The following is a 24,497-nucleotide window of genomic DNA, read 5'->3' as shown; positions in this document are numbered from 1 at the left end:
ACACCATGGAATTGGTACCAAGTCATATAAAATTTCTACAAGCTACTGTACTTTTTATATAAAATCTTGTAGAATAGATGGAGTGAGAGGATTCATCAGGAATTTTCAGAATCAAGTGGTAAGGAGAGATACACTTTGAGTAACATCGATACGAAATGCGTCAACGCGATCCGCGTGCTCGCAGCAGATGCAATCCAGAAGGCAAAATCCGGTCATCCGGGCCTGCCGCTCGGCAGCGCTCCGATGGCGTATGAGCTCTGGGCAAATCACATGAACCACAATGCCAAGGACCCGAAATGGGCCAACCGCGACCGCTTCATCCTGTCGGGCGGCCACGGCTCGACGCTGCTCTATTCGCTGCTCCATTTCTACGGCTACGGCCTGACGATGGACGATATGAAAGAGTTCCGCCAGATGGGCTCGCTGACGCCGGGCCATCCGGAGTACGGTCACACGGTCGGCGTCGAAGCCACGACGGGCCCGCTCGGCGCAGGCATGGGCATGGCTGTCGGCATGGCGATGGCAGAGGCACACCTCGCTTCGATGTTCAACCGCCCGGGCTACCCGGTTGTCGACCATTACACGTTCGCGCTCGGCGGCGACGGCTGCATGATGGAAGGCATTTCCTCGGAGGCGTTCTCGCTCGCTGGCACGCTTGGCCTTTCGAAGCTCATCATCCTCTACGATTCCAACAAGATCTCCATCGAGGGCAATACGGACATCGCCTTCACGGAGGATGTCCAGGCTCGTATGCGTGCCTTTGGGTTCCAGACGATCACAGTCGAGGACGGCAATGATCTCGAGGCCATCGGCAAGGCCATCGAAGAAGCGAAGGCTGACAAGGAGCATCCGTCCTTCATCACGGTCAAGACGCAGATCGGCTACGGCTGCCCGGCCAAGCAGGGCAAGGCCAGCGCTCACGGCGAGCCGCTCGGCGAGGAGAACGTCAAGGCCATGAAGGAGAACCTCGGCTGGCCGGAACCGGACAAGTCCTTCAACATCCCGCAGGATGTCTACGACCACTATGCAGACCTCGCCAAGAAGGGTGAGGCGGCAGAGGCTGCCTGGAACAAGATGTTCGCTGAGTACTGCGAGAAGTTCCCGGAGGACAAGGCTCGCTGGGAGAAGTACCACACGGCTGTCAATGCCGAGGCGCTCTACAACAGCGATGAGTTCTGGGCTTATGAGGACAAGGCTGTCGCAACGCGCAATCTCTCCGGCAAGATGATCAACCGCCTCAAGGACATCATGCCGAACCTCATCGGCGGCAGTGCTGATCTCGCACCGTCGAACAAGACGCATATGGAAGGCGAGGGGGACTTCAGCAAGTTCAACTATGCGGGCCGCAACCTGCATTTCGGCGTCCGCGAGCTCGCCATGGCCGCGATTGCCAATGGCCTGATGCTCCACGGCGGCCTGCGCGCCTATGTCGCGACGTTCTTCGTCTTCAGTGACTACACGAAGCCGATGGTCCGCCTGGCTGCCCTGATGGGCCTGCCGGTGACGTACGTCTTCACGCACGACAGCATCGGTGTTGGCGAGGATGGCCCGACGCATGAGCCAATCGAGCAGATGGCCATGCTGCGCGCCCTGCCGAACATCAATGTCTTCCGCCCGGCTGATGCAACGGAGACGGCTGCCGGCTGGTACCTCGCTGTGACGTCTACGAAGACGCCGACGGCTCTCGTGCTCACGCGCCAGAACCTGCCGCAGCTCCCGGGCTCGAGCAAGGATGCCCTCAAGGGTGCTTATGTCGTCTCCGAGGCGAAGGATCCGGCGAACATGGCCGGTATCCTCATCGGCACGGGCTCTGAGGTATCGCTGGCCATCGAGGCACAGGAAGAGCTCGCCAAGAGCGGCATCGACGTCCGCGTCGTCTCGATGCCGTGCATGGATCTCTTTGAGCAGCAGAGCGCTGAGTATAAGGAGAGCGTCCTGCCGAAGGATGTCCGCGCGCGCGTCGCTGTCGAGGCGCTCTCGAGCTTCGGCTGGGGCCGCTACGTCGGCCTCGACGGTGCAACGGTCTGCATGGAGAGCTTCGGCGCTTCGGCACCGGCGGCACAGCTCTTCGAGAAGTTCGGCTTCACGAAGCAGCATGTCGTAGAAGTCGCCATGAAAGTCATTGCTGCCAATAACTGATCGAATTGCATAGTCTCAGGGCGGTCGAGCCGCTCTGTATACATAAAAGGTCCGCAGTCTGCGGGCCTTTTATTTTTTGTATACTTTTGCCAGCAATGTCCTCTGTACGAGGAATAAAAGTGCTGTTTTTGCGCGTGTCCATAAAAATGATACGCTAGACAGCGTGGACACACAAAACTTTATAAAATAAGTGTTGACAAGGGTTTTGGAGGGTGTTATATTATAGGAGTGCCTGATTCAAGCGCACGATTTAGTGATACAGGAGAGTGAAAGCAATGACACTGGATGCACTGAAAAGCGCCAGTCGGGTAATGGGTATCAAGCAGGTTTCCAAAGCTGTGAAGCGCGGAGATGCGGAATGCGTCTTCGTTGCCGATGATGCAGATGAACGCGTCATCGGACCGCTGCAGATTCTCTGCCGGGAACAGGATGTCTCGGTCGAGCATGCGGCGACGATGGCTGACCTCGGCAATGCATGTGGCATTGAGGTCGGCGCGGCAGCGGCGGCAGTCCTCAAGCAGCCTATTTGTTAAAAACTCAGGAGCTCTGCTTCGGGGTTTTAATAAATAATAAATTCTCAATATGAAGGAAGGAGGTGCATGTATGCCTACTATCAATCAGTTAGTTCGTAAGAGCAGAAAGAGCATGCAGGAGAAGTCCAAAGCACCAGCACTCAAGAATTGCCCGCAGAAACGTGGTGTTTGCACGCGTGTTTACACGTCTACGCCGAAGAAGCCGAACTCGGCTCTGCGTAAGGTTGCCCGTGTTCGTTTGACGAACAGCATCGAGGTTACCGCATACATCCCAGGCATTGGTCATAATCTTCAGGAGCATAGCGTTGTTCTGATTCGCGGCGGTCGTGTCAAGGACCTGCCAGGTGTTCGTTACCACGTCATCCGCGGCTCGCTCGATACTGCCGGTGTGCAGGATCGCGGCCAGGGTCGTTCCAAGTACGGTGCGAAGAAAGCTAAAGCGAAGAAGAAGTAATGAAACGGTTCCTGCCCTGAGCAGGAAAATATGCTAATGAAGAAGGAGGTAAAACAATGCCAAGAAAAGGTTCCGTACCGAAGCGCGACGTACTGCCGGATCCGGTGTACCACAGCAAGACGGTTACGAAATTCATCAATAAGGTAATGCTCTCCGGTAAGAAGAGCGTTGCAGAGCGCGTCGTTTACGATGCGTTTGAGACGATCCGTGCCAAGACGGGCAAGGATCCTCTCGAGGTTTTTGAGACTGCTCTCAAGAACGTTATGCCGGTTCTCGAGGTTCGCGCACGCCGCGTCGGTGGTGCTAACTACCAGGTTCCGGTCGAGGTTCGTCCGGACCGCCGCATGACGCTCGGCATTCGCTGGCTCGTCAACTATGCTCGTCTCCGCGGTGAGAAGACGATGGATGAGCGTCTTTCCGGTGAGCTCATGGATGCTGCAAACAACACGGGTGCAGCAATCAAGAAGAAGGAAGACACGCACAAGATGGCAGAGGCCAACAAGGCTTTCGCTCACTATCGTTGGTAAGACTCAGTCTTCTCCTGCTGTGACGGGAGAAGAGTTCAAAGAAGGAGAACAAAAGTGGCAAGAGAGTATTCCCTTGAAAAGACTCGTAACATCGGTATCATGGCTCACATCGATGCCGGTAAGACGACGACCACGGAGCGTATCCTCTTCTACACGGGTGTCAATCACAAGATCGGTGAAGTACATGATGGTGCTGCAACGATGGACTGGATGGTTCAGGAGCAGGAGCGTGGTATCACGATCACGTCCGCTGCAACGACCTGCCATTGGAAAAATCATCGCATCAACATCATTGATACGCCGGGTCACGTGGACTTCACGGTAGAGGTTGAGCGTTCCCTGCGCGTACTCGATGGCGCTGTAGCAGTCCTGACTGCTCGCGGCGGTGTTGAGCCTCAGACTGAGACCGTTTGGCGTCAGGCTGAGAATTACAATGTTCCGCGTATGGCTTATGTCAATAAGATGGACATCACCGGCGCGGACTTCTTCAATGTCATCAAGATGATGAAGGAACGCCTCAATGCAAACGCAGTTGCAATCCAGCTGCCGATCGGCGCTGAGGACACGTTCAAGGGCATCATCGATCTCGTCAAGATGGAAGCCATCGTCTATGAAGACGACCTCGGCAAAGTCGAAGATGAAGTCGCGATCCCGGATGACATGAAGGATCAGGCTGAAGAATACCGTGAAATCCTCCTCGAGGCTCTTTCCGAGCTCGACGATGACTTCATGGAGAAATATCTCGGCGGCGAGGAGATCACGGAAGACGAGATCAAGGCTGTTATCCGCAAGGGTACGGTTTCCTGCAAGCTCTGCCCGGTCACCTGCGGTACTTCCTATCGCAACAAGGGTGTCCAGCCGCTCCTCGATGCAATCGTCGATTACATGCCGGCTCCGACGGATATCCCGCCGATCGCTGGCATCAACCCGGAAACGGGCGAAGAGGACCATCGTCCGTCGAGCGACGATGAGCCGTTCGCCGCTCTCGCATTCAAGATCATGACGGATCCGTACGTCGGCAAGCTCGCATTCTTCCGCGTATACTCCGGCATCCTCGATGGCGGCTCTTACGTGTACAACTCCACGAAGGGCAAGAAAGAGCGTATCGGCCGTATCCTGCAGATGCATGCGAACAACCGTAAGGAAATCGACCGCGTCTACAGCGGTGATATCGCTGCTGCCGTCGGCCTCAAGGATACGACGACGGGCGACACGCTCTGCGATGAAGAGCATCCGATCATCCTCGAGTCGATGGTATTCCCGGATCCGGTTATCTCCGTTGCGGTTGAGCCGTCGACGAAGAACGACCAGGAGAAGATGGGCGTAGCACTCCAGAAGCTCGCAGAAGAGGATCCGACCTTCCGCGTCCGCACGGACCAGGAGACGGGCCAGACGATCATCTCCGGCATGGGTGAGCTTCACCTGCAGATCATCGTTGACCGCATGCTCCGCGAGTTCAAGGTCGACTGCAAAGTCGGCGAGCCGCAGGTTGCATACCGCGAGACGATCCGCAAGTCCGTTGAGGCTGAAGGTAAGTTCGTCCGCCAGTCCGGTGGTCACGGCCAGTACGGTCACTGCTGGCTTAAACTCGAGCCGCAGGAGCCGGGCGAAGGCTTCTCGTTCGAGAACAAGGTTGTCGGCGGCGCTATCCCGAAAGAATTCATCAAGCCGATTGAAGATGGTGTCAAGCAGGCTATGGAAGCTGGCGTTGTCGCTGGTTATCCGATGGTCGACATCAAGGCAACGGTCTTCGATGGTTCCTTCCACGAAGTCGACTCCTCTGAGGCAGCCTTCAAGGTTGCCGGCTCCATGGCTTTCCGCAATGGTGCTGAAAAAGCAAATCCGGTTCTGCTTGAGCCGTATGTAAAAGTCGAAGTCACTGTACCGGAAGAGTACATGGGCGATGTCATCGGCGATCTGAACTCCCGCCGCGGCCGTATCGATGGTATGGAAGCGCGCAATGGTTCCCAGGTCATCACGGGCTTCGTTCCGCTCTCCGAGATGTTCGGTTACTCGACGGATCTGCGTTCCAAGACTCAGGGCCGAGGGAACTACAGCATGGAAGTTGCTTACTATGATGAAGTTCCTAAAAATATTGCTGACAAGATTGTCGCAAAAAACAAAGGTGAATAAGGGAGGAAAAAATCACAATGGCTAAAGAAAAGTTTGAAAGAACCAAACCGCATGTTAACATCGGCACCATCGGTCACGTCGACCATGGCAAGACGACGCTGACGGCTGCAATCACGAAGGTTCTCTCCGAGACTCCGGGTTGCAAAGCTTCTTTCGAAGATTACGCTGATATCGATAAGGCTCCGGAGGAGCGCGAGCGCGGTATCACGATCAACACGGCACACGTTGAGTATGAGACGCCGAAACGTCACTATGCACACGTTGACTGCCCGGGCCACGCTGACTATGTCAAGAACATGATCACGGGCGCCGCTCAGATGGATGGTGCAATCCTCGTCGTTTCCGCTGCTGATGGCCCGATGCCGCAGACGCGTGAGCACATCCTGCTCGCTCGCCAGGTCGGTGTTCCGGCAATCGTTGTCTTCCTCAACAAGGTTGACCAGGTTGACGATCCGGAGCTCCTCGAGCTCGTCGAGATGGAAGTTCGCGAGCTGCTCTCCAGCTACGATTTCCCGGGCGATGACATCCCTGTAATCGCTGGTTCCGCTCTGAAGGCCCTCGAAGGCGACGAAGAGCAGAAGAAGAACATCATCAAGCTCATGGAAGCTGTTGATGACTACATCCCGACGCCGGAGCGCGACAACGCTAAGCCGTTCCTGATGCCGGTCGAGGATGTCTTCACGATCACGGGCCGTGGTACGGTTGCAACGGGCCGCGTTGAGCGTGGTGAGCTCAAGATGAACGATACGGTTGAGATCGTTGGTCTGCAGGACGAGCCGCGTCAGACGGTTGTCACGGGCATCGAGATGTTCCGCAAGATGCTTGATTTCGCTGAGGCTGGCGACAACATCGGTGCTCTGCTCCGTGGTATCGACCGCAAAGAGATTGAGCGTGGCCAGGTTCTCGCAAAGCCGGGCACGATTCATCCGCACACGAAGTTCAAGGCTCAGGTCTATGTCCTGACGAAAGAAGAAGGCGGCCGTCATACGCCGTTCTTCACGAACTATCGCCCGCAGTTCTACTTCCGCACGACGGACGTAACTGGCGTAGTCAAACTGCCGGAAGGCACGGAGATGGTTATGCCTGGCGATAACGTCGAGATGGAAGTTGAGCTCATCACCCCGATCGCTATCGAGAAGGGCCTGCGCTTCGCTATCCGCGAAGGTGGTCACACGGTTGGTGCTGGCCGCGTAACGGAAGTCGAAGGCTAATCTTTCAACTTAATCTTTTCATAAGAGCGGCGCTCGCGTCGCTCTTATTTAAAGGTTAAAATCAATATGGTACCCCCCAATGCGATGACGTGGCAGATGGCTCGGGTGTACCCGAGGGAACTGTTACGGAGAAATGTTTGGGCCAAGAGCCTGGACGATAAGGAGGAAAAACAAATTGTCTAAACAGCAGAAAATCAGAATCCGTTTGAAGGCTTATGATCATAAAGCCCTCGATCAGAGTGCCGTAAAGATTGTCGATACGGCAAAGAAGACTGGTGCAATGGTATCCGGTCCGATTCCTCTTCCGACGGAAAAGAACATCTACACGATCCTGCGTTCCCCGCATGTCAACAAGGACAGCCGTGAGCAGTTTGAAATGCGCACGCATAAGCGCCTGATCGACATCCTGCAACCGACCAACAAGACGGTCGATGCTCTGATGCGTCTTGACCTGCCGGCAGGCGTAGACATCGAGATCAAACTTTAATCCGAGGAGGTGGAATGAATGTCGAAAGCTATCTTAGGTAGAAAACTTGGTATGACTCAGATCTTCACGGAAGAAGGCAAGGTTGTCCCGGTTACGGTCGTAGAGTCTGGCAACAACATCGTCATCCAGAACAAGACGGTTGAGTCCGACGGCTATAATGCAGTACAGCTCGGCTTCGGTGAAGTTAAAGAAAATAAAGTGAACAAACCCCTGAAAGGCCATTTCGAGAAGGCAGGCGTCAGCCCTGTAAAGTTCATTCGCGAGATGCGTCTTGCAGATGCTTCTGAATACAAAGTCGGTGACACCATCGGCGTTGACATATTTAGTGCTGGAGAACTTGTTGATGTTACGGGTACTTCCAAGGGCAAGGGTTTTGCCGGCGGTATCAAGCGTCACAACTTCGCTCGCGGTCCTATGGGCCATGGCTCCAAGTCCCATCGTGAGCCGGGTTCCACGGGTGCTATGATCTCCGGTCCTGGCGGACGTGTCCTCAAGGGCAAGAAGCTGCCGGGCCGCATGGGTGGCGAGCGCGTTACGGTTCAGCGCCTCACGGTCGTCCGTGTCGATGCAGACCGCAACCTCATCCTCATCAAGGGTGCTATTCCGGGCCCGAAGAAGAGCTTCGTTGTGATCAAGAACACCGTTAAGCCGGGCAAAAACTGATTGGAAGGAGGACACCAACAATTATGGCTACAGTAGCAGTTTATGACATCACCAACAATCAGGTTGGCGATATCGAATTGAATGACAGCATCTTCGGCGTAGAGATGAATGCAGGCCTCCTGCATCAGGCCGTCGTGATGCAGCTCGCAGCTCAGCGCCTCGGCACGCATGCCACGAAGACGCGCGGCTTTGTCCGCGGTGGCGGCCGTAAGCCGTGGAAGCAGAAGGGCACGGGCCGTGCACGTGCTGGTTCGACGCGCAGCCCGCTGTGGGTTGGCGGTGGTACGGTCTTCGGACCGCATCCGCGCAAGTATGCGTTCAGCATGCCGCGCAAGCAGCGTCGCCTCGCACTCAAGTGCGCACTCTCCGATAAAGTCAAGAGCGGCGACCTCATCGTTCTCGAGAGCCTCAACTTCGATGCTCCGAAGACGAAGCAGGTTGTCAAGATGCTCGGTGACTTCGGCGTCGATTCCAAGGCCCTCTTCATCACGGCTGATGAAGCTGAGAACGTCGAGAAATCCGCACGCAACATCCCGGGTGCGAAAGCCATCCAGGCTCTTGGCCTGAATGTCTATGATATCCTTCATCATGACAAGCTGTTCATCACGAAGGATGCCATCACCCGTATCGAGGAGGTATTCGCATAATGGAAGCACGTGATATCCTGATCCGTCCGCTGATCACTGAGAGAACGACTCAGCTCATGGCTGAAGGCAAGTACGTCTTCGTTGTTGCGAAAGCAGCCAACAAGATCGAGATTGCCAAAGCAGTCGCTGAGATCTTCAAAGTCAAAGTTGAGAAAGTCAATACGGTCAACGTACTTGGCAAAACGAAACGCATGGGCCGCACGTCTGGCAAGCGCCCTGACTATAAAAAAGCCATCGTGAAGCTCGCTGCTGGCGAAAGCATCGAGTTCTTCGAGGCATAATCGAGAAAAGGAGGTACATTTAAGTGGCAGTAAAGAGTTTTAAACCATATTCTGCAGGCCGACGCTTCATGACGGTCGCATCGTTCGATGAGATCACGGCAAGCAAGCCTGAGAAGTCCCTGACGGAACGCCTGAAGAAGAACGGCGGCCGTAACCAGCAGGGCCGCCTGACCGTCCGCCATCAGGGCGGCGGCCATAAGCGCCTCTATCGCGTGATCGATTTCAAGCGCACGAAGGACGGTATCCCGGCTCGCGTCGCTACGATTGAGTACGATCCGAACCGCAGCGCCCGCATCGCTCTGCTCAACTACGTTGACGGCGAGAAGCGCTACATCCTCGCACCGAACGGCCTCAAGGTCGGCGATCAGGTCGTTTCCGGCCCGGACGCTGATATCAAGGTCGGCAACGCACTCCCGCTCAAGAACATCCCGGTCGGCACGACGGTACACAATGTCGAGCTCAAGATCGGCAAGGGCGCACAGCTCGTCCGCAGTGCTGGTACGTCCGCACAGCTCATGGCTAAGGAAGGCGATTATGCACTCCTCCGCATGCCGTCTGGTGAGCTCCGCAAGGTGCACATCAATTGCCGCGCCACGATCGGCGAGGTCGGCAATCTCGAACACGAGAACATCACGATCGGTAAGGCTGGCCGTAACCGCTGGCTCGGCGTTCGCCCGGAGAACCGCGGCGTAGCGATGAACCCGAACGACCATCCGCACGGCGGCGGCGAGGGCCGCTCCCCTGTTGGCCGCAAGCACCCTGTTACGAAATGGGGCAAATGCGCTATGGGTGCAAAGACCCGTCGCAAGAAAGCATCCGACAAGCTCATCGTCAAAGGACGCACGAAATAATAGAAATCGACAGGCAGCCTAGTGCCGCCTGACGAAAGGAGGAGACACTTTGTCAAGATCTATTAAAAAAGGACCTTACGTTGCAGAGAGCCTGATGAAGAAGATCACGGCCCTGAACGAGGCTAACGATAAGAAGGTTGTCAAGACCTGGTCGAGAAGCTCCACGATTTTCCCGGATTTCGTCGGTCACACGATTGCCGTCCATGATGGTCGCAAGCACGTGCCGGTCTACATCACGGAAGACATGGTAGGCCACAAGCTCGGTGAGTTTGCACCGACGCGCACGTTCAAAGGCCATGCCGGCGAAGAGAGAAAGACCTCTCTGAGATAATTTTGCGAAAGGAGAATCCTTGTGGAATCTAAAGCAGTAGCTAAATATGTTCGCATCGCTCCGCGCAAAGTTCGTGTCGTCATGGATCTCATCCGTGGCAAGAACGTCGCTGAAGCGTTCGCGATTCTGAAATTCACGCCGAAGGCTGGTGCCGAGGTAGTTGAGAAAGTCCTGCGTTCTGCTGTTGCAAACGCTGAGAACAACTTTGATATGGACGTCGAGAAGCTCTACGTCAAGACGGCTTTCGCTGATCAGGGCCCGACGCTCAAGCGCATCCATCCGCGTTCCCGTGGACAGGCGTTCAAGATCTTGAAGCGTACGTCCCATGTAACCATCGTCGTTGACGAGAAGAACTGAGCAAGGAGGGAAACGGTTTGGGTCAGAAAGTAAATCCGCATGGTATTCGTCTTGGCGTCGTCAAGACCTGGGATGCTAAGTGGTATGCAGACAAAGATTTTGCAGAGAACCTGCATGAAGATATCAAAATCCGTGACTATCTGAAGCAGAGCCTTCAGGCAGCCGGTGTGTCCAGAATCGAGACGGAGCGCAGCAAGAACCGTCTGAAGCTCACGATCCATACGGCTAAGCCGGGCATGGTCATCGGCCGTGGCGGTTCGGGCATTGAGCAGATCAAAGAAGGTCTGAAGAAGTACACGACGAAGCGCGTGGACATCAACATCGCAGAGATCAAGCAGCCGGATATGGACGCTACGCTCGTCGCTGAGAACATCGCTCAGCAGCTCGAGCGCCGCATCGCTTTCCGCCGTGCGATGAAGCAGGCCGTTGGCCGCACGATGCGTCTCGGCGCTAAGGGCATCAAGATCGCTTGCAGCGGTCGCCTTGGCGGTGCTGAGATCGCACGTAAGGAATCCTATCGTGAAGGAAGTATCCCACTTCATACGCTCCGCGCTGATATCGATTACGGTACGGCAGAAGCTCACACGACTTATGGCCGCATCGGCATCAAGGTCTGGATCTTCAAGGGCGAAGTTCTTCCGGAAAGAAAGCAGGCTAAGACTGCAGCTGAAGGGAGCGAAGCTTAATGTTATTACCAAAGAGAGTCAAATACCGTAAACAGTTCCGTGGCCGCATGAAGGGCAAGGCTCATCGCGGCAATACGCTGAGCCATGGTGAGTTCGGTCTTGTAGCACTGGAGCCGGCATGGATCACGAACCGCCAGATCGAGGCAGCTCGTATCGCCATGACGCGTTACATCAAGCGCGGTGGCCAGGTCTGGATCAAGATTTTCCCGGATAAGCCGGTAACGGCAAAGCCGGCTGAGACACGCATGGGTTCCGGTAAAGGTTCGCCGGAGTACTGGGTAGCTGTCGTGAAGCCGGGCCGCGTGCTCTTCGAGATGGATGGTGTTTCCAAGGAAATCGCTATGGAAGCAATGCGTCTCGCAGGCCACAAGCTCCCGATCAAGACGAAGTTCGTTGTGAAGGAAGACAATAAAGCAGAGGGCGGTGAAGTAAATGAAGGTTAATGAGATTCGCGAGATGAACGCTGAGGAGCTCAACCAGAAGCTTGCTTCGCTCAAAGAGGAACTTTTCAACCTCCGTTTCCAGCTCGCCACCGGCCAGCTCGAGAACCCGATGCGTATCAAGGAAGTAAAGAAGACGATCGCCCGCATCAAGACGATCCAGCGTGAGAACGAGCTCAAGGCTTGATCACGGAAACTGATATGCAGAAGGAAGGAGGCTCCCTGATGAGCGAAAGAAACGTACGTAAGACTAAGATTGGTAAGGTCATCTCCGATAAGATGGACAAGACCGTTGTTGTTGCAGTCGAGGAACTCGAGCAGCACAAGCTTTACAAGAAGCCGGTCAAGAGAACGGTCAAATTCCACGCACACGATGAGAAGAACGACGCACATGTTGGCGACAAGGTTTCCATCATGGAAACGCGCCCGCTGTCCAAGACGAAGCGCTGGAGAGTCGTTGAAGTCGTAGAACGCGCGAAATAATCCCAAATTATCGAAGAAGGAGGTCAAACAATGATCCAACAGCAAACCATCCTGAATGTTGGTGACAACACTGGTGCAAAGGAAATCATGTGCATCCGTGTTCTCGGCGGTTCCTACCGTAAATACGCTAACATTGGTGATATCATCGTAGCTGCAGTCAAATCTGCTGCTCCGGGCGGCACGGTCAAGAAGGGCGATGTCGTAAAGGCAGTCGTAGTCCGCAGCGTCAAGGGCCTGCGCCGTGCAGATGGCTCCTACATCCGTTTCGACGAGAATGCAGCCGTCATCATCAAGGACGACAAGACGCCGAAAGGCACGCGTATTTTTGGACCGGTAGCCAGAGAGCTTCGCGATAAAGACTTCATGAAGATCGTTTCCCTGGCTCCTGAAGTACTTTAATTGTGAGGAGGTGCTATTTTGTCACTCGTAAAACTGAACGTTAAGAAGGGCGACACGGTTCTCGTGCTGTCCGGCAAAGATAAAGGCAAGCAGGGCAAAGTCATCGCAGCTATGCCGAAGAAGGGTAAGGTTGTCGTCGAAGGCGTCAACAAAGTGAAGCGTCACACGAAGCCGAACCAGAAGGCTCCGCAGGGCGGCATCCTCGTCAAGGAAGCTCCGATGCATGCATGCAAAGTCATGCTCGTCTGCCCGGCATGCCAGAAGGCAACGCGCGTTGCTCACAAGGAAGTCAATGGCAAGATGGTCCGCGCTTGCAAGAAGTGCGGCGAAGTCATCGACCAGACGAAATAATCACGAAAGGAGGAGCATAAGTGGATAGATTACAGGAAAAATACCAGAACGAAGTCTGCAAGGCTATGACGGAGAAGTTCGGCTACAAGAACGTCATGCAGCTTCCGAAAATCGAGAAAGTCATCATCAACATGGGTGTCGGTGAAGCCGTTGGCAACCCGAAGGCCCTCGATGCTGCCGTGAATGATCTGACGATCATCTCGGGCCAGAAGCCGCTCCTGACGCGTGCGAAGAAGTCCCTCGCCGCTTGGAAACTGCGTGAAGGCATGCCGATCGGCTGCAAGGTAACGCTGCGCGGCACGCGCATGTACCAGTTCCTCGATAAGTTCATGAACGTCGCTCTCCCGCGCGTCCGTGACTTCCGCGGTGTATCTGACAAGGCTTTCGACGGCCGTGGCAACTACGCTGTCGGTCTCAAAGAGCAGCTCATCTTCCCGGAAATCGAATACGATAAGATCGATAAGATCCGTGGCATGAACATTGTAATTGTTACGACGGCACAGACGGATGAAGAAGCCAGAGAGCTCCTGAAACTCATGGGTATGCCGTTCAAAGCATAAGGAGGTAAGGAAACTTGGCTAAGAAGTCTATGATTGAGAAGTGGAGCAAGGAACCGAAGTTCTCCACGCGCGGCTACAACCGCTGCAAGATCTGCGGCCGTCCGCATGGTTATATGCGCAAGTTCGACATGTGCCGTATCTGCTTCCGCGAGCAGAGCTACAAAGGTGCTATCCCTGGCGTAACGAAAGCCAGCTGGTAATTTTGACATTTTGAAAGGAGGATATCGGTTCACATGGTAATGACTGATCCTATTGCAGATATGCTGACCCGTTTGCGCAATGCAAACTCTGTATTCCACGAGAAGGTGGAAATCCCGGCTTCCAAGATCAAGACCGCTATTGCAGAGGTCCTGAAGGAAGAGGGCTTCATCAAAGACTACACGTTCACGGAGGACAACAAGCAGGGCGTTCTCACGATCGACCTCAAGTACGGTCCGCAGCGTGAGAAAGTCATCTCCGGTATCAAACGCATTTCGAAACCGGGCCTTCGCCAGTACGCAAAGCACGATGAGCTTCCGCGTGTCCTGGGCGGCCTTGGCATCGCCATCATCTCCACCTCGAAGGGCATCATGAGCGACAAGCAGGCCCGCAAGGCTGGTCTCGGCGGCGAAGTCATCGCTTACGTTTGGTAATTAGTAGTCAGGAGGTGTACAGATGTCAAGAATTGGTAGAGCACCGATTGAAATCCCGGCTGGCGTAACGGTTACGCTCGGCGAGGACAATCTGGTGAAAGTAAAGGGCCCGAAAGGTGAACTTTCCCGCCACATTCATCCGGATATGAAAGTAACCGTCGAAGGCAATGTTATCACGGTAACGCGTCCTTCCGACGATAAAACGCACAGATCTCTCCATGGTCTCAGCCGTACGCTGATCCACAACATGGTCGTCGGCGTAACGGAAGGTTTCTCCAAGAACCTCGAAATCAACGGCGTTGGTTATCGTGCCCAGAAGCAGGGCAAGAACCTCAACCTCTCCCTTGGTTTCTCCCATCCGGTCGTCGTTGAGCCGCCGCAGGGCATCGAGTTCGATGTTCCGTCGGCCAATGCCATCACGGTCAAGGGCATCGACAAGGAAGTTGTCGGCCAGATCGCTGCGGAGATCCGCAGCTTCCGTGAGCCGGAGCCGTACAAAGGCAAGGGTATCAAGTACGCTGGTGAGCACATCCGCCGCAAGGAAGGTAAAGCCGGCGCTAAGGGCAAGAAATAAGGACCAAATTCTAGAAAGGAGTGAATCTCTGTGCTTCTTAAAGCAGATAAGAACAAGGCACGCCAGAAACGTCATCTGCGCGTCCGCAACCATATCGCAGGCACGGCGGCTCGTCCGCGCCTCAACGTATATCGCAGCCTCGCAAACATCTATGCGCAGGTCATCGATGATGAGAAGGGCGTAACGCTCGTCTCTGCAAGCTCCCAGGACAAGGGTTTCGAGAACTACGGCGGCAACATCGAAGCAGCTAAGGCTGTCGGTGCAGAAGTCGCTAAGCGCGCTCTCGAAAAGGGCATCACGGAAGTCGTATTCGACCGTGGCGGCTATGTTTACCATGGCCGTGTCGCCGCACTCGCTGAAGCAGCCCGTGAAGCTGGGCTGAAATTCTAAGACAAAGTCCAAAGGAGGTAAATGAATGGCTAGAAATATGGACAACGAGACTCCTGAGTTCGAGGAGAAAGTTGTATATATCAATCGAGTTGCAAAAGTCGTCAAGGGCGGCCGCCGCTTCTCGTTCAGTGCCCTTGTTGTCGTCGGCAACAAGAAAGGCAAGGTAGGCGTTGGCCTCGGCAAGGCTGCTGAGGTTCCGGAGGCAATCCGCAAGGGCGTCGAGGATGCGAAGAAGAACCTCGTCGAAGTCGCCCTCTACGACAACCGCACGATCCCGCACGAGATGATCGGCATCTTCGGTGCTGGCAAAGTCATGATGAAGCCGGCTGCCAAAGGTACTGGTGTCATCGCTGGCGGCCCGGCTCGTGCCGTCCTCGAGCTCGCTGGTATCCGCGATATCCTGACGAAGTCTCTCGGCTCCGCAAACCCGAACAACATGGTCCGCGCAACGATGGAAGGCCTCAAGGCACTCAAGCGTGCTGAGGCTGTCGCTGAGCTCCGTGGTAAGACGGTTCAGGAAATCTTAGGTTAATAGGAGGCTCACAAAATGGCAAAAGTTAAAGTCACGCTGAAGAGAAGCTTGATCGGTCGCCCGGAAACGCAGCGCAGAACCGTTCGTGCTCTTGGACTGCGCAAGATCAACTCTGTTGTTGAGCTTCCGGATAACCCGGCCATCCGTGGCCAGCTCCACAAAGTAGAGCATCTGATCAAGGTAGAAGAAATCGCAGACTAAGACGAGACAGGAGGTGCACTAGATGAAGTTACATGAATTACAGCCAGCAGCTGGTTCCCGCAAGGTCCGCAACCGCGTCGGCCGCGGCCTCGGCTCCGGCAATGGCAAGACGGCTGGTCGCGGCATGAAAGGCCAGAATTCCCGCAGCGGCGGCGGCGTTCGCACGGGTTTTGAAGGCGGCCAGATGCCGATCTACCGTCGTCTGCCGAAGCGCGGCTTCAAGAATGTCTGGGCTAAGACGTTCGCAGAAGTCAACGTTGAGACGCTCAACCGCTTCGAAGACGGCACGACGGTCGATCCGGTCGTGCTCGTTGAGTCCGGCATCCTGAAGAATGTTCAGGATGGCATCCGAATCCTCGGCAACGGCGAGCTCACGAAGAAGCTGACGGTCCGTGCCAACGGCTTCACGAAATCCGCAGAGGAGAAGATCACGGCAGCAGGTGGCAAAGTCGAGGTGATCTGAGGTGCTTTCAGCCCTTGGCAACATCTTTAAGATACCCGAACTTCGCCAGAAGATCATCTTCACGTTGATCATGTTCGCCATCTTCCGGATGGGGACGCACATCCCCGTCCCGGGAGTTGATCCGACCGCGATCGAGAAGCTCTTCGCAAACGGCAATCTGTTCGGTCTCTTGGACCTTTTTTCCGGTGGTGCGTTCAGTAAGTTCTCCATCTTCGCGATGAGCATCACGCCGTACATCAATGCGGCCATTATCATCCAGCTCCTCAATGTCGTCATCCCGACCCTCGAGCAGTGGTCGAAGGAAGGCGAGGAGGGGCACAAGAAGACGACGCAGGTCACGCGCTATCTGACCGTCGTGCTCGCCTTCCTCCAGGCAATCGGCATGTCCATTGGCCTGAAGGAAGCCATCCTGAATCCGAACCCCGTCAACATCCTGATCATCGCGATCACGCTGACGGCCGGTACGGTATTCCTCATGTGGGTGGGCGAGCAGATTACGGCGCAGGGTGTCGGCAATGGTATCTCGCTTATCATCTTTGCCGGCATCGTTGCGGCCCTGCCGAAGAACATCGGAACGATCTACCATTATGTGCAGGCTGGCACGATCAGCTATTTCAGTGTGTTCCTGTTTGGCGTCATCGCCCTGGCGATGGTCGTCTTCGTCATCCACATTGAGACGGGCTTCCGCCGCATCCCGATTTCCTACGCCAAGCGCGTGGTCGGTCAGAGAGCGTATGGCGGTCATTCCAGCCACATCCCGCTGAAAGTCAATCAGGCGGGCGTCATTCCCATCATCTTTGCGTCATCCGTGCTGATGTTCCCGGTGACCGTGGCCCAGTTCATCGATGTGCCCTGGGTCAAGACGGTGGCCAGCTATCTCGAGTGGGGCAAGCCGCTTCAGACGACGCTCTACGTCGCGCTGATCATCTTCTTCACGTATTTCTACACGGCTGTTACCGTAAAGATCCCGGATATGGCGGACAATCTGAAGAAATACGGTGGCTTCATCCCTGGCATCCGCCCAGGCCAGCCAACGGCAGATTATCTGGATCATGTCCTGACGCGTATCACGCTGGCAGGTTCCGTGTTCCTGGCCTTCATTGCCGTCCTTCCGAATATGATTGCTGCGGCAACGCATATCGAAGGTGTCTATTTCGGCGGTACGGCCCTGCTCATCGTCGTCGGTGTTGCACTGCAGACGATGAAGCAGATTGAGTCCATGGTCGTCATGCGTCATTACGAAGGGTTCATGAAATAAGAGGAGGAAGCATCATGCATATCTTGTTAATGGGCCCCCCGGGTGCCGGTAAGGGCACGCAGGCGGCTGAGCTCGTCAAAGCCTTCGATATCCCGCACATCTCCACGGGCGATATGTTCCGTGCAGCGGTCAAAGAGGGAACGGAGCTCGGCAAGCAGGCGAAAGCGTGCATGGACGCAGGCAAGCTTGTACCGGATTCCGTCACGATCGGCATCGTGCGCGAGCGTCTCTCTAAAGACGATTGCAAGAAGGGATTCATCCTCGATGGCTTCCCGCGCACGGTCGAGCAGGCAGATGCCCTGACGGGAATCCTCAAGGATCTCGGCCTCACGCTCACGCGCGTCCTGAACATCAACGTCCCGGCTGAAGATCTCATCGAGCGCGCAGTCGGACGCCGCATCTGCAAGAAGTGCGGTGCTACGTATCACACGAAGTTCAACCCTCCGAAGAAAGAGGGCATCTGCGATGTGTGCGGCAGCGAGCTCTTCCAGCGTGCGGATGACACGGCAGAGACGATGAAGAATCGCCTTTCCGTATACGAGGCTTCGACGAAGCCGCTCATCGACTACTACAAGGCAGCCGGTGTCTATACGGAAGTCGATGGCAGACAGTCCATCGAGAAAGTCACGCAGGATCTCATCGAGACACTGAAGGCTTGAACGGAGGCTGTCGGTGATCCCCATCTGCACGGGATCACCACCGAATGATAGATGTTATTGTAAGGGCGGCCATTGGCCGCCCATTACAATGATATATGCATTTTTTAGAAGAATAACCTGTTGTTGGGCATGGCATTAGAAAATCACACTCCTTAGATGAGATGACTTTGGCCCAACCAATTTCCATGAAGCATAAAGGGAGAAATGACATGTCGAAGCAAGATGTTATTGAAGTAGAAGGCAAAGTCCTGGAAGCACTGCCGAATGCAATGTTCCAGGTTGAGCTGGAGAATGGTCACGTTGTACTGGCGCATGTATCCGGTAAGATCCGCATGAATTTCATCCGCATCCTTCCCGGTGACAAAGTCACGATCGAACTCACGCCTTATGACTTAACGCGCGGCCGTATAACCTACCGATTCAAATGAGCCAGGCTGTTCATTTTGCCCATCGTGAAAAAATATTTGACTTTTTTCGCTCCTGCCACTAGGCAGAACCGTGGAAACATGGTATACTAGCAAAATGACAAGGCTGACAATATCGAAAAGGGGGCATATAACGATGAAGGTAAAACCGTCAGTAAAGCGGATTTGCGAGAAGTGCAAGATCATCAAGCGCAAAGGCCGTGTAATGGTCATCTGCGAAAATCCGAAACACAAACAGAGACAAGGTTAATGAATGAATAAGGAGGTGCTTTATTAATGGCACGTATTGCCGGTGTAGATTTACCCCGTGACAAGAGAATTGAAATTGCTTTGACGTACATTTTTGGTATTGGTCTCAAGACTTCTCAGGATCTCCTGAAGATGACTGGCATCAATCCGGATACTCGTACGCGAGACCTCACGGAGGACGAAGTTGTAAAACTTCGTGATGTCATCGATAAGAACGTCGTGGTCGAAGGTGACCTTCGCCGCGAGCGCCAGATGAACATCAAGAGACTCGTTGATATCGGCTGCTACCGTGGTCGTCGCCACCGTCTTGGTCTTCCTGTCCGTGGACAGAACACAAAGAACAACGCCCGCACGCGTAAAGGCCCGAAAAAGGCTGTAGCAGGCAAGAAAAAGGACTAATAAAGGAGGGTTAACTGGTGGCAGTTAAGAAAGCAGTTCGCACGAAGAAAAAAGTTCGTAAGAACATTGAATATGGCGTAGCACATATCAGCTCTACGTTCAACAACACAATCGTTACGCTCACCGATAAGAGCGGTAATGCACTTTCCTGGGCCAGCGCTGGCGGCCTCGGTTTCCGCGGCTCCCGCAAGAGCACGCCGTTCGCTGCACAGATGGCAGCTGAGACGGCTGCAAAGGCAGCCATGGAACACGGCCTCAAGCAGGTCGAAGTTTACGTCAAGGGTCCTGGTGCCGGCCGTGAAGCCGCAATCCGTTCCCTGCAGGCAACGGGCCTCGAGGTCAACATGATCAAGGATGTTACCCCGATTCCGCACAACGGATGCCGTCCGCCGAAGCGTAGAAGAGTATAATAGGAGGTGCATTTAACCGATGGCAATTGATAGAGTACCAGCCCTGAAGAGATGCCGTGCCCTCGGCCTCGAGCCGGCTGTTATTGGTCGTTCCAAAGAATCGAAGCGTCAGCTCCGTCGCACGAACCGCAAGGTTTCTGAGTACGGCACGCAGCTGAAGGAAAAGCAGAAAGCAAAGTTCATCTACGGCGTGCTCGAGAAGCAGTTCCGTGGATACTACGATAAAGCAAAGAAGATGCAGGGCGTCACGGGTGAAAACCTCCTCGGCCTTCTCGAGCGCCGTCTCGACAACGTCGTTTACCGCCTTGGCCTCGCCAACACGCGCCGTCAGGCTCGTCAGCTCGTCCGTCATGGCCACTTCACGGTCAACGGCAAGCGCGTTGACATCCCGTCCGCACTCGTAAACGCTGGCGACGTCATCGCTGTGGCAGAGAAGAGCCAGAGCAATGCATTCTTCAAGGAGCTCAAAGAGAGCAGCAACGCGCTGTCTGCTCCAGCATGGCTCCAGGCCGATCAGGCCAACCTCACGGGTACGGTAACGCGTTTCCCGAACCGTGATGAGATCGATGTTCCTGTCAATGAGCAGGCTATCGTCGAGTTGTACTCCAAATAATGAATATTTGTGCCTGTGCGCATAGTGTTATTGAGGAGGTTCATTCAAGATGATAGACATCGAGAAACCGAAAATTGAAATTGCGGAAATCAGTGAAGACAACCGCTACGGCAAGTTCATCTGCGAGCCGCTCGAGCGCGGTTACGGCACGACGTTCGGCAACAGCCTGCGCCGCATGCTGCTGTCTTCTCTCGAAGGTGCTGCGATTACCTCCATCCGAATCGATGGCGTTCTCCACGAGTTCTCCACGATTCCGGGCGTCCGGGATGATGTGACGAACATCGTCCTCAACCTCAAAGAGCTCTGCCTCAAGATGACGGGCAATGAGCCGCGAATCATCCGCATCGATGTTGAGGGAGAAAAAGAGGTAACGGCTGCCGACATCATCTGTGATGCCGACATCGAGATCCTTAACCCGGACCTCCACATTGCGACGGTCAACGAAGACGGCAAGCTCAAGATTGAGATGACTGTCGAGCGTGGCCGTGGCTACGTCCCGGCAGACAAGAACAAGAAGCCGGACGACACGATCGGTGTCATTCCGATCGACTCCATCTTCTCCCCGGTCAAACGCGTGAACTACACGGTACAGGATACGCGTGTAGGCAATGTCACGGACTATGACCGCCTTATCCTCGAAGTTTGGACCGATGGTTCGCTTCGCCCGGAAGAGGCCGTCAGCAAGGCCGCTGGCATTCTTGTCATGCACCTCAAGCTGTTCCAGAACATGGATGGCCTGCCGGAGGAAGAGGAGGAAGAGGAAGCAACCTTCCCAGAGGAGGAAGAAGACGATTCTTCCAAGGTTCTCGATATGACGATCGAAGACCTCGACCTCTCCGTACGTTCCTTCAACTGTCTCAAGCGCGCCAATATCAACACGGTCGCTGACCTTGCTGAGAAGACGGAAGATGACATGATGAAGGTCCGCAACCTCGGACGCAAATCTCTTGAGGAAGTCAAGAAGAAGCTCGAGGAACTCGGTTTAACGCTCAAACAAAACAACGACTGACAGGAAAGTAGGGAAATCAATGAGCTACAGAAAATTAGGACGTAACTCCGCAGCCCGCAAGGCGCTGTTCACGAGCATTCTCACTTCCTTCTTCAGATATGGCCGCATTGAGACGACGGAAGCTAAGGCAAAAGAGCTCCGCAAGTTCGCTGAAAACCTCATCACGCTCGCAAAGCGCGGTGACCTCAGCGCTCGTCGCCAGGCAATCGCTCAGCTGGCTGATGAAGATGTAGTAAGAAAGCTTTTCGATGAGATCGCAAGCAAGTACGCTGACCGCCAGGGCGGTTACACGCGTATCCTCAAGCTCGGCGTTCGCCGCGGCGATGCTGCTCCGATGGTCATCATCGAGCTCGTGTAATCCACATACGGATATACGGACCATACAAAGGCTGTCTGCCCACGCAGGCAGTCTTTTTTTTGCGCTCCTCACATCATGCAGCGTACTGAAAGCGTACTATTCTTTCGTCAACTTTGTTTGGTATTTGTGTTGACCGTCAATCTGCGGTATAATAAGACCATTGATTTGAAAGGGAAGGTGAAGGTATGGCATGGATTGAGCTGGAACATCTCTCGCACTGCTATCAGGCCGGCACGGAGCAGGAGCACCGTGCACTCGACGATGTGAGCCTTGCGGTCGAGGAGGGGGCATTCGTCGCGGTGCTCGGCGCGAATGGCTCGGGCAAATCGACGCTCGCGAAGCACCTCGATGCACTCCTGTTGCCGACGTCTGGCGCCTGCCGTATCGGCGGGCTTGACACGGCTGCGGCGGCCGATACAGGTGAGCTCTGGAAGATCCGCCAGCAGGTCGGCATGGTCTTCCAGAATCCCGACAACCAGCTCATCGCAGCTGTCGTGGAAGATGACGTCGCCTTTGGACCCGAGAACCTCGGCATGCCGCCGGATGAGATCCGCACGGCTGTGCGCGAGGCGCTCGCCTGTGTCAACATGACGCATTACCGCAAGTTTGCGCCGCATCTGCTCTCAGGCGGCCAGAAACAGCGCGTGGCGATTGCGGGGGCACTGGCGATGAAGACGCGCTGCCTCGTGCTCGACGAGCCGACGGCCATGCTCGACCCGCAGGGGCGCGCCGAGGTTATGGAGACGGTCTGCCGCCTGCACGAACAGCAGGGCATCACGATCGTGCTGATTACGCATTTCATGGAGGAGGCGGCGCTGGCAGACCGCGTCATCGTCATGGCGGACGGCCGCGTCGCTGACGACGGCACGCCGCGCGAGATTTTCCGGAAGGCCGCTGCGCTCAAGGCGTTCGGCCTCGATGTGCCGCTGGCGACAGAGCTCGGCCTGGAGCTTCGCGCGTCCGGCCTCGACGTGCCGCAGGACATCCTGACGGATGATGAGCTCACCTCTGCGCTCGTCACACTCGCGGATTATCCGCACGGCTTGACTGCTGCCACAAGAGAGGGGAGGGGTTGACTTGTCCATCACGTTAGAACATGTCGCGTATGTCTACATGCCCGGCACGCCGTTTGAGCATCAGGCGCTCGGCGATATCTCTGCCGTTATCGAGGAGGGCTCACTGACGGCCATCGCCGGCCACACGGGGTCGGGCAAGTCGACGCTCCTGCAGCAGTTCAACGGACTCTTGCAGCCGACGGCAGGCCGCGTGCTCGTCGATGATGTCGACATCAACCCCAAGGCGAAGAAGGATTGCGCGGCGGCCAGGGCCATGCGCCTCAAGGTCGGCATGGTCTTCCAGTACGCCGAGCAGCAGCTCTTCGAGGAAACCATCGAGAAGGACATCGCCTTTGGCCCGAAGAGCCTCGGGCTGTCCGAGGAGGAGACGGCAGAGCGCGTCAAAGAGGCGATGCGGCTCATGCATCTCGACTATGAGACGTACCGCAAGCGCTCGCCGCTCGCGCTCTCAGGCGGCCAGATGCGCCGCGTGGCGATAGCAGGCGTGCTGGCCCTGCGGCCGAAGTACCTCGTCCTCGACGAGCCTGTCGCCGGCCTCGACCCGCGCGGCCGTGAGGAACTGGTGAAGACCATCCGCCATCTGCACGATAGGGAACACGTCACGATCATCCTAGTCTCCCATAATATGGACGATATCGCGCGGCTGGCCGACCACGTGCTCATCATGAACCAGGGACGGCTCGTCTGCGATGCTTCGCCGCGCGAGGCCTTCGCGCAGGAGAATCTGCTCGAAGGGGCCGGCCTCAAGCTGCCACACGTCATGGCGCTGATGAAAGAGCTTCGCGCCAAGGGCCTGCCGGTGCGCATGGACTGCCTGACCATCGAAGAGGCGAAGCGGGAAATCTTGAACGTCTTGAAGGCTGTGAAGGGCAAAGGAGGCAAAAAACATGCTCAGTGACATCACGATTGGGCAGTACTTCCCCGGCAATTCCATCCTGCACCGGCTTGACCCGCGCACGAAGGTCGTGCTGCTCTTCTTCTACCTCGTCCTGATCTTCCTCTGCAAGAGCGGCATCTCCTATGGCGTGATGACGGTGTTGACGGCAGTCTTGATGCTGCTCTCCAAGGTGCCCATGCGCATGATGCTGCGCTCGCTGAGACCGCTCTGGTGGATCATCCTCTTCACCTTCGTCGTGCACATCTTCAGCACGCCGGGCGAGGAACTCTGCAAGGTCGCCTTCCTGAGCGTGACAGCGGAGGGCATCGTCGAGGGTTTCTATATCTGCCTGCGCCTTGTGCTCTTGATCCTCCTATCCTCGCTGCTGACCTTCACGACGAGCCCGCTGAAGCTCACAGATGCGATGGAGGCCCTGCTCTCGCCGGGCAAGCGCGTCGGCGTGCCGGCACATGAGCTCGCGATGATGATGACGATTGCCCTGCGCTTCGTGCCGACGCTCATCCAGGAGACGGACCGCATCATGAAGGCGCAGCAGTCGCGCGGTGCAGATTTCATGACCGGCAGCATCATGAAGCGCATGCAGGCATTCGTGCCCGTGCTCGTGCCGCTCTTCCTGTCGGCCTTCCGCCGCGCCGATGACCTCGCGATGGCGATGGAGGCGCGCTGCTACCGCGGCGGCGAGGGCAGGACGCAGATGAAGGCCCTGAAGATCACGAGCATCGACTATGTGGCCTGGGGCTTCAGCATCCTGCTGATTGCGGCAGTGCTGGCCCTCCGATGAATCGATGAACTCTATGAACAACAGAAAGGACTTCATG

39 protein-coding genes are annotated in these 24,497 nt (G+C 55.6%); all 39 read left to right on the top strand.

Translation table 11 applies throughout. The annotated features are described in order from the left end of the window. Positions 1 to 135: 135 nt before the first annotated feature. The 39 genes from tkt (at position 136) to QDI87_RS03935 (ending at position 24,460) form a co-directional block, all read left to right on the top strand. Positions 136 to 2,139 (top strand): transketolase, encoded by a 2,004-nt coding sequence (gene tkt / locus QDI87_RS04125; RefSeq protein ID WP_036377656.1) that lies wholly within the window; start codon positions 136 to 138, stop codon positions 2,137 to 2,139. A 275-nt stretch (positions 2,140 to 2,414) separates the two neighbouring features. Next, complete coding sequence (locus QDI87_RS04120; RefSeq protein WP_036377659.1) at positions 2,415 to 2,672, top strand: ribosomal L7Ae/L30e/S12e/Gadd45 family protein; 258 nt, start codon at positions 2,415 to 2,417, stop codon at positions 2,670 to 2,672. Positions 2,673 to 2,742: 70 nt separating this feature from the next. After that, complete coding sequence (gene rpsL, locus QDI87_RS04115; RefSeq protein WP_278742297.1) at positions 2,743 to 3,126, top strand: 30S ribosomal protein S12; 384 nt, start codon at positions 2,743 to 2,745, stop codon at positions 3,124 to 3,126. Positions 3,127 to 3,182: 56 nt separating this feature from the next. Continuing rightward, positions 3,183 to 3,653, top strand: a complete 471-nt coding sequence (gene rpsG, locus QDI87_RS04110; protein ID WP_036377662.1) for a 30S ribosomal protein S7 — start codon at positions 3,183 to 3,185, stop codon at positions 3,651 to 3,653. 54 nt (positions 3,654 to 3,707) lie between these two features. Continuing rightward, the gene (fusA, locus tag QDI87_RS04105; RefSeq protein ID WP_036377666.1) at positions 3,708 to 5,786 is read left to right on the top strand and encodes an elongation factor G; all 2,079 of its coding nucleotides are present in this window, start codon (positions 3,708 to 3,710) and stop codon (positions 5,784 to 5,786) included. A gap of 17 nt (positions 5,787 to 5,803) precedes the next feature. Beyond that, on the top strand, positions 5,804 to 6,997 hold the full coding sequence (tuf, locus tag QDI87_RS04100; RefSeq protein WP_036377671.1) for an elongation factor Tu: 1,194 nt from the start codon (positions 5,804 to 5,806) through the stop codon (positions 6,995 to 6,997). A 175-nt stretch (positions 6,998 to 7,172) separates the two neighbouring features. Then, a complete protein-coding gene (gene rpsJ / locus QDI87_RS04095) occupies positions 7,173 to 7,484 on the top strand; it encodes a 30S ribosomal protein S10 (RefSeq protein ID WP_029540488.1) in 312 nt (103 codons plus the stop codon). Between the two features lie 18 nt (positions 7,485 to 7,502). Then, positions 7,503 to 8,147: a 50S ribosomal protein L3 gene (gene rplC, locus QDI87_RS04090; protein ID WP_036377679.1), complete on the top strand. Its 645-nt coding sequence runs from the start codon at positions 7,503 to 7,505 to the stop codon at positions 8,145 to 8,147. A 23-nt stretch (positions 8,148 to 8,170) separates the two neighbouring features. After that, a complete protein-coding gene (rplD, locus tag QDI87_RS04085) occupies positions 8,171 to 8,794 on the top strand; it encodes a 50S ribosomal protein L4 (RefSeq protein WP_036377685.1) in 624 nt (207 codons plus the stop codon). Then, a complete protein-coding gene (gene rplW / locus QDI87_RS04080) occupies positions 8,794 to 9,075 on the top strand; it encodes a 50S ribosomal protein L23 (protein WP_005842100.1) in 282 nt (93 codons plus the stop codon). The genes rplD and rplW overlap by 1 nt, the downstream gene beginning before the upstream one ends. A 23-nt stretch (positions 9,076 to 9,098) precedes the next feature. Further along, a complete protein-coding gene (gene rplB, locus QDI87_RS04075; RefSeq protein WP_072003590.1) occupies positions 9,099 to 9,926 on the top strand; it encodes a 50S ribosomal protein L2 in 828 nt (275 codons plus the stop codon). A gap of 49 nt (positions 9,927 to 9,975) precedes the next feature. Then, on the top strand, positions 9,976 to 10,257 hold the full coding sequence (gene rpsS / locus QDI87_RS04070) for a 30S ribosomal protein S19 (protein WP_036377701.1): 282 nt from the start codon (positions 9,976 to 9,978) through the stop codon (positions 10,255 to 10,257). Between the two features lie 21 nt (positions 10,258 to 10,278). Then, positions 10,279 to 10,614 carry a 50S ribosomal protein L22 gene (rplV, locus tag QDI87_RS04065; RefSeq protein WP_036377705.1) on the top strand — a complete coding sequence of 112 codons (336 nt, stop codon included), beginning with the start codon at positions 10,279 to 10,281 and terminating at the stop codon, positions 10,612 to 10,614. Between the two features lie 17 nt (positions 10,615 to 10,631). Continuing rightward, a complete protein-coding gene (gene rpsC / locus QDI87_RS04060; protein ID WP_036377712.1) occupies positions 10,632 to 11,300 on the top strand; it encodes a 30S ribosomal protein S3 in 669 nt (222 codons plus the stop codon). After that, entirely contained in the window at positions 11,300 to 11,743 is a 444-nt protein-coding gene (rplP, locus tag QDI87_RS04055; protein ID WP_036377718.1) for a 50S ribosomal protein L16, read from the top strand. Before rpsC ends, rplP begins: the two co-directional genes overlap by 1 nt. Beyond that, positions 11,733 to 11,927 carry a 50S ribosomal protein L29 gene (gene rpmC / locus QDI87_RS04050; RefSeq protein ID WP_005842110.1) on the top strand — a complete coding sequence of 65 codons (195 nt, stop codon included), beginning with the start codon at positions 11,733 to 11,735 and terminating at the stop codon, positions 11,925 to 11,927. The genes rplP and rpmC overlap by 11 nt, the downstream gene beginning before the upstream one ends. A gap of 38 nt (positions 11,928 to 11,965) precedes the next feature. After that, on the top strand, positions 11,966 to 12,223 hold the full coding sequence (gene rpsQ, locus QDI87_RS04045) for a 30S ribosomal protein S17 (protein WP_036377724.1): 258 nt from the start codon (positions 11,966 to 11,968) through the stop codon (positions 12,221 to 12,223). Between the two features lie 30 nt (positions 12,224 to 12,253). Then, positions 12,254 to 12,622, top strand: a complete 369-nt coding sequence (rplN, locus tag QDI87_RS04040; protein ID WP_005842114.1) for a 50S ribosomal protein L14 — start codon at positions 12,254 to 12,256, stop codon at positions 12,620 to 12,622. 18 nt (positions 12,623 to 12,640) lie between these two features. Beyond that, the gene (rplX, locus tag QDI87_RS04035) at positions 12,641 to 12,973 is read left to right on the top strand and encodes a 50S ribosomal protein L24 (RefSeq protein ID WP_036377730.1); all 333 of its coding nucleotides are present in this window, start codon (positions 12,641 to 12,643) and stop codon (positions 12,971 to 12,973) included. A gap of 20 nt (positions 12,974 to 12,993) precedes the next feature. Further along, positions 12,994 to 13,533 carry a 50S ribosomal protein L5 gene (rplE, locus tag QDI87_RS04030; RefSeq protein ID WP_005842117.1) on the top strand — a complete coding sequence of 180 codons (540 nt, stop codon included), beginning with the start codon at positions 12,994 to 12,996 and terminating at the stop codon, positions 13,531 to 13,533. A gap of 14 nt (positions 13,534 to 13,547) precedes the next feature. Beyond that, entirely contained in the window at positions 13,548 to 13,733 is a 186-nt protein-coding gene (locus tag QDI87_RS04025) for a type Z 30S ribosomal protein S14 (RefSeq protein WP_036377733.1), read from the top strand. A gap of 33 nt (positions 13,734 to 13,766) precedes the next feature. Further along, on the top strand, positions 13,767 to 14,165 hold the full coding sequence (gene rpsH, locus QDI87_RS04020) for a 30S ribosomal protein S8 (protein WP_036377737.1): 399 nt from the start codon (positions 13,767 to 13,769) through the stop codon (positions 14,163 to 14,165). 22 nt (positions 14,166 to 14,187) lie between these two features. Continuing rightward, a complete protein-coding gene (gene rplF, locus QDI87_RS04015; protein ID WP_036377741.1) occupies positions 14,188 to 14,739 on the top strand; it encodes a 50S ribosomal protein L6 in 552 nt (183 codons plus the stop codon). 30 nt (positions 14,740 to 14,769) lie between these two features. Beyond that, the gene (gene rplR / locus QDI87_RS04010; protein ID WP_036377745.1) at positions 14,770 to 15,129 is read left to right on the top strand and encodes a 50S ribosomal protein L18; all 360 of its coding nucleotides are present in this window, start codon (positions 14,770 to 14,772) and stop codon (positions 15,127 to 15,129) included. A 25-nt stretch (positions 15,130 to 15,154) separates the two neighbouring features. Continuing rightward, positions 15,155 to 15,661 (top strand): 30S ribosomal protein S5, encoded by a 507-nt coding sequence (rpsE, locus tag QDI87_RS04005; RefSeq protein ID WP_036377748.1) that lies wholly within the window; start codon positions 15,155 to 15,157, stop codon positions 15,659 to 15,661. Positions 15,662 to 15,676: 15 nt separating this feature from the next. Next, entirely contained in the window at positions 15,677 to 15,862 is a 186-nt protein-coding gene (rpmD, locus tag QDI87_RS04000) for a 50S ribosomal protein L30 (RefSeq protein ID WP_036377750.1), read from the top strand. A gap of 22 nt (positions 15,863 to 15,884) precedes the next feature. Beyond that, a complete protein-coding gene (gene rplO, locus QDI87_RS03995) occupies positions 15,885 to 16,325 on the top strand; it encodes a 50S ribosomal protein L15 (RefSeq protein WP_005842128.1) in 441 nt (146 codons plus the stop codon). A gap of 1 nt (position 16,326) precedes the next feature. Beyond that, complete coding sequence (gene secY / locus QDI87_RS03990) at positions 16,327 to 17,583, top strand: preprotein translocase subunit SecY (RefSeq protein WP_036377753.1); 1,257 nt, start codon at positions 16,327 to 16,329, stop codon at positions 17,581 to 17,583. Positions 17,584 to 17,597: 14 nt separating this feature from the next. Next, positions 17,598 to 18,242: an adenylate kinase gene (locus QDI87_RS03985; RefSeq protein ID WP_036377758.1), complete on the top strand. Its 645-nt coding sequence runs from the start codon at positions 17,598 to 17,600 to the stop codon at positions 18,240 to 18,242. 209 nt (positions 18,243 to 18,451) lie between these two features. Continuing rightward, positions 18,452 to 18,670, top strand: coding sequence for a translation initiation factor IF-1 (gene infA, locus QDI87_RS03980; RefSeq protein WP_009645081.1), 219 nt, complete (start codon positions 18,452 to 18,454; stop codon positions 18,668 to 18,670). 133 nt (positions 18,671 to 18,803) lie between these two features. Further along, positions 18,804 to 18,917, top strand: a complete 114-nt coding sequence (rpmJ, locus tag QDI87_RS03975; RefSeq protein WP_005842139.1) for a 50S ribosomal protein L36 — start codon at positions 18,804 to 18,806, stop codon at positions 18,915 to 18,917. A 26-nt stretch (positions 18,918 to 18,943) separates the two neighbouring features. Further along, positions 18,944 to 19,315, top strand: coding sequence for a 30S ribosomal protein S13 (rpsM, locus tag QDI87_RS03970; RefSeq protein WP_036377765.1), 372 nt, complete (start codon positions 18,944 to 18,946; stop codon positions 19,313 to 19,315). A 17-nt stretch (positions 19,316 to 19,332) separates the two neighbouring features. Next, positions 19,333 to 19,725 (top strand): 30S ribosomal protein S11, encoded by a 393-nt coding sequence (rpsK, locus tag QDI87_RS03965; protein WP_005842142.1) that lies wholly within the window; start codon positions 19,333 to 19,335, stop codon positions 19,723 to 19,725. Between the two features lie 19 nt (positions 19,726 to 19,744). After that, positions 19,745 to 20,338 (top strand): 30S ribosomal protein S4, encoded by a 594-nt coding sequence (rpsD, locus tag QDI87_RS03960; protein WP_005842145.1) that lies wholly within the window; start codon positions 19,745 to 19,747, stop codon positions 20,336 to 20,338. Positions 20,339 to 20,387: 49 nt separating this feature from the next. Then, entirely contained in the window at positions 20,388 to 21,347 is a 960-nt protein-coding gene (locus QDI87_RS03955; protein ID WP_036377770.1) for a DNA-directed RNA polymerase subunit alpha, read from the top strand. Positions 21,348 to 21,366: 19 nt separating this feature from the next. Beyond that, the gene (rplQ, locus tag QDI87_RS03950) at positions 21,367 to 21,705 is read left to right on the top strand and encodes a 50S ribosomal protein L17 (protein ID WP_036377775.1); all 339 of its coding nucleotides are present in this window, start codon (positions 21,367 to 21,369) and stop codon (positions 21,703 to 21,705) included. Between the two features lie 185 nt (positions 21,706 to 21,890). Beyond that, entirely contained in the window at positions 21,891 to 22,781 is an 891-nt protein-coding gene (locus QDI87_RS03945; RefSeq protein WP_278742283.1) for an energy-coupling factor transporter ATPase, read from the top strand. Position 22,782: 1 nt separating this feature from the next. Continuing rightward, positions 22,783 to 23,679, top strand: a complete 897-nt coding sequence (locus tag QDI87_RS03940; protein WP_278742280.1) for an energy-coupling factor transporter ATPase — start codon at positions 22,783 to 22,785, stop codon at positions 23,677 to 23,679. Next, the gene (locus tag QDI87_RS03935) at positions 23,669 to 24,460 is read left to right on the top strand and encodes an energy-coupling factor transporter transmembrane component T family protein (protein WP_036377780.1); all 792 of its coding nucleotides are present in this window, start codon (positions 23,669 to 23,671) and stop codon (positions 24,458 to 24,460) included. The genes QDI87_RS03940 and QDI87_RS03935 overlap by 11 nt, the downstream gene beginning before the upstream one ends. Positions 24,461 to 24,497: the final 37 nt, after the last annotated feature.

This window comes from Mitsuokella jalaludinii (genome assembly GCF_928722185.1).
GTDB classification, from domain to species: Bacteria; Bacillota; Negativicutes; order Selenomonadales; family Selenomonadaceae; genus Mitsuokella; species Mitsuokella jalaludinii.
Note: the sequence above shows the minus strand (reverse complement) of the source record. Positions and strands in the feature narration are given on the sequence as shown.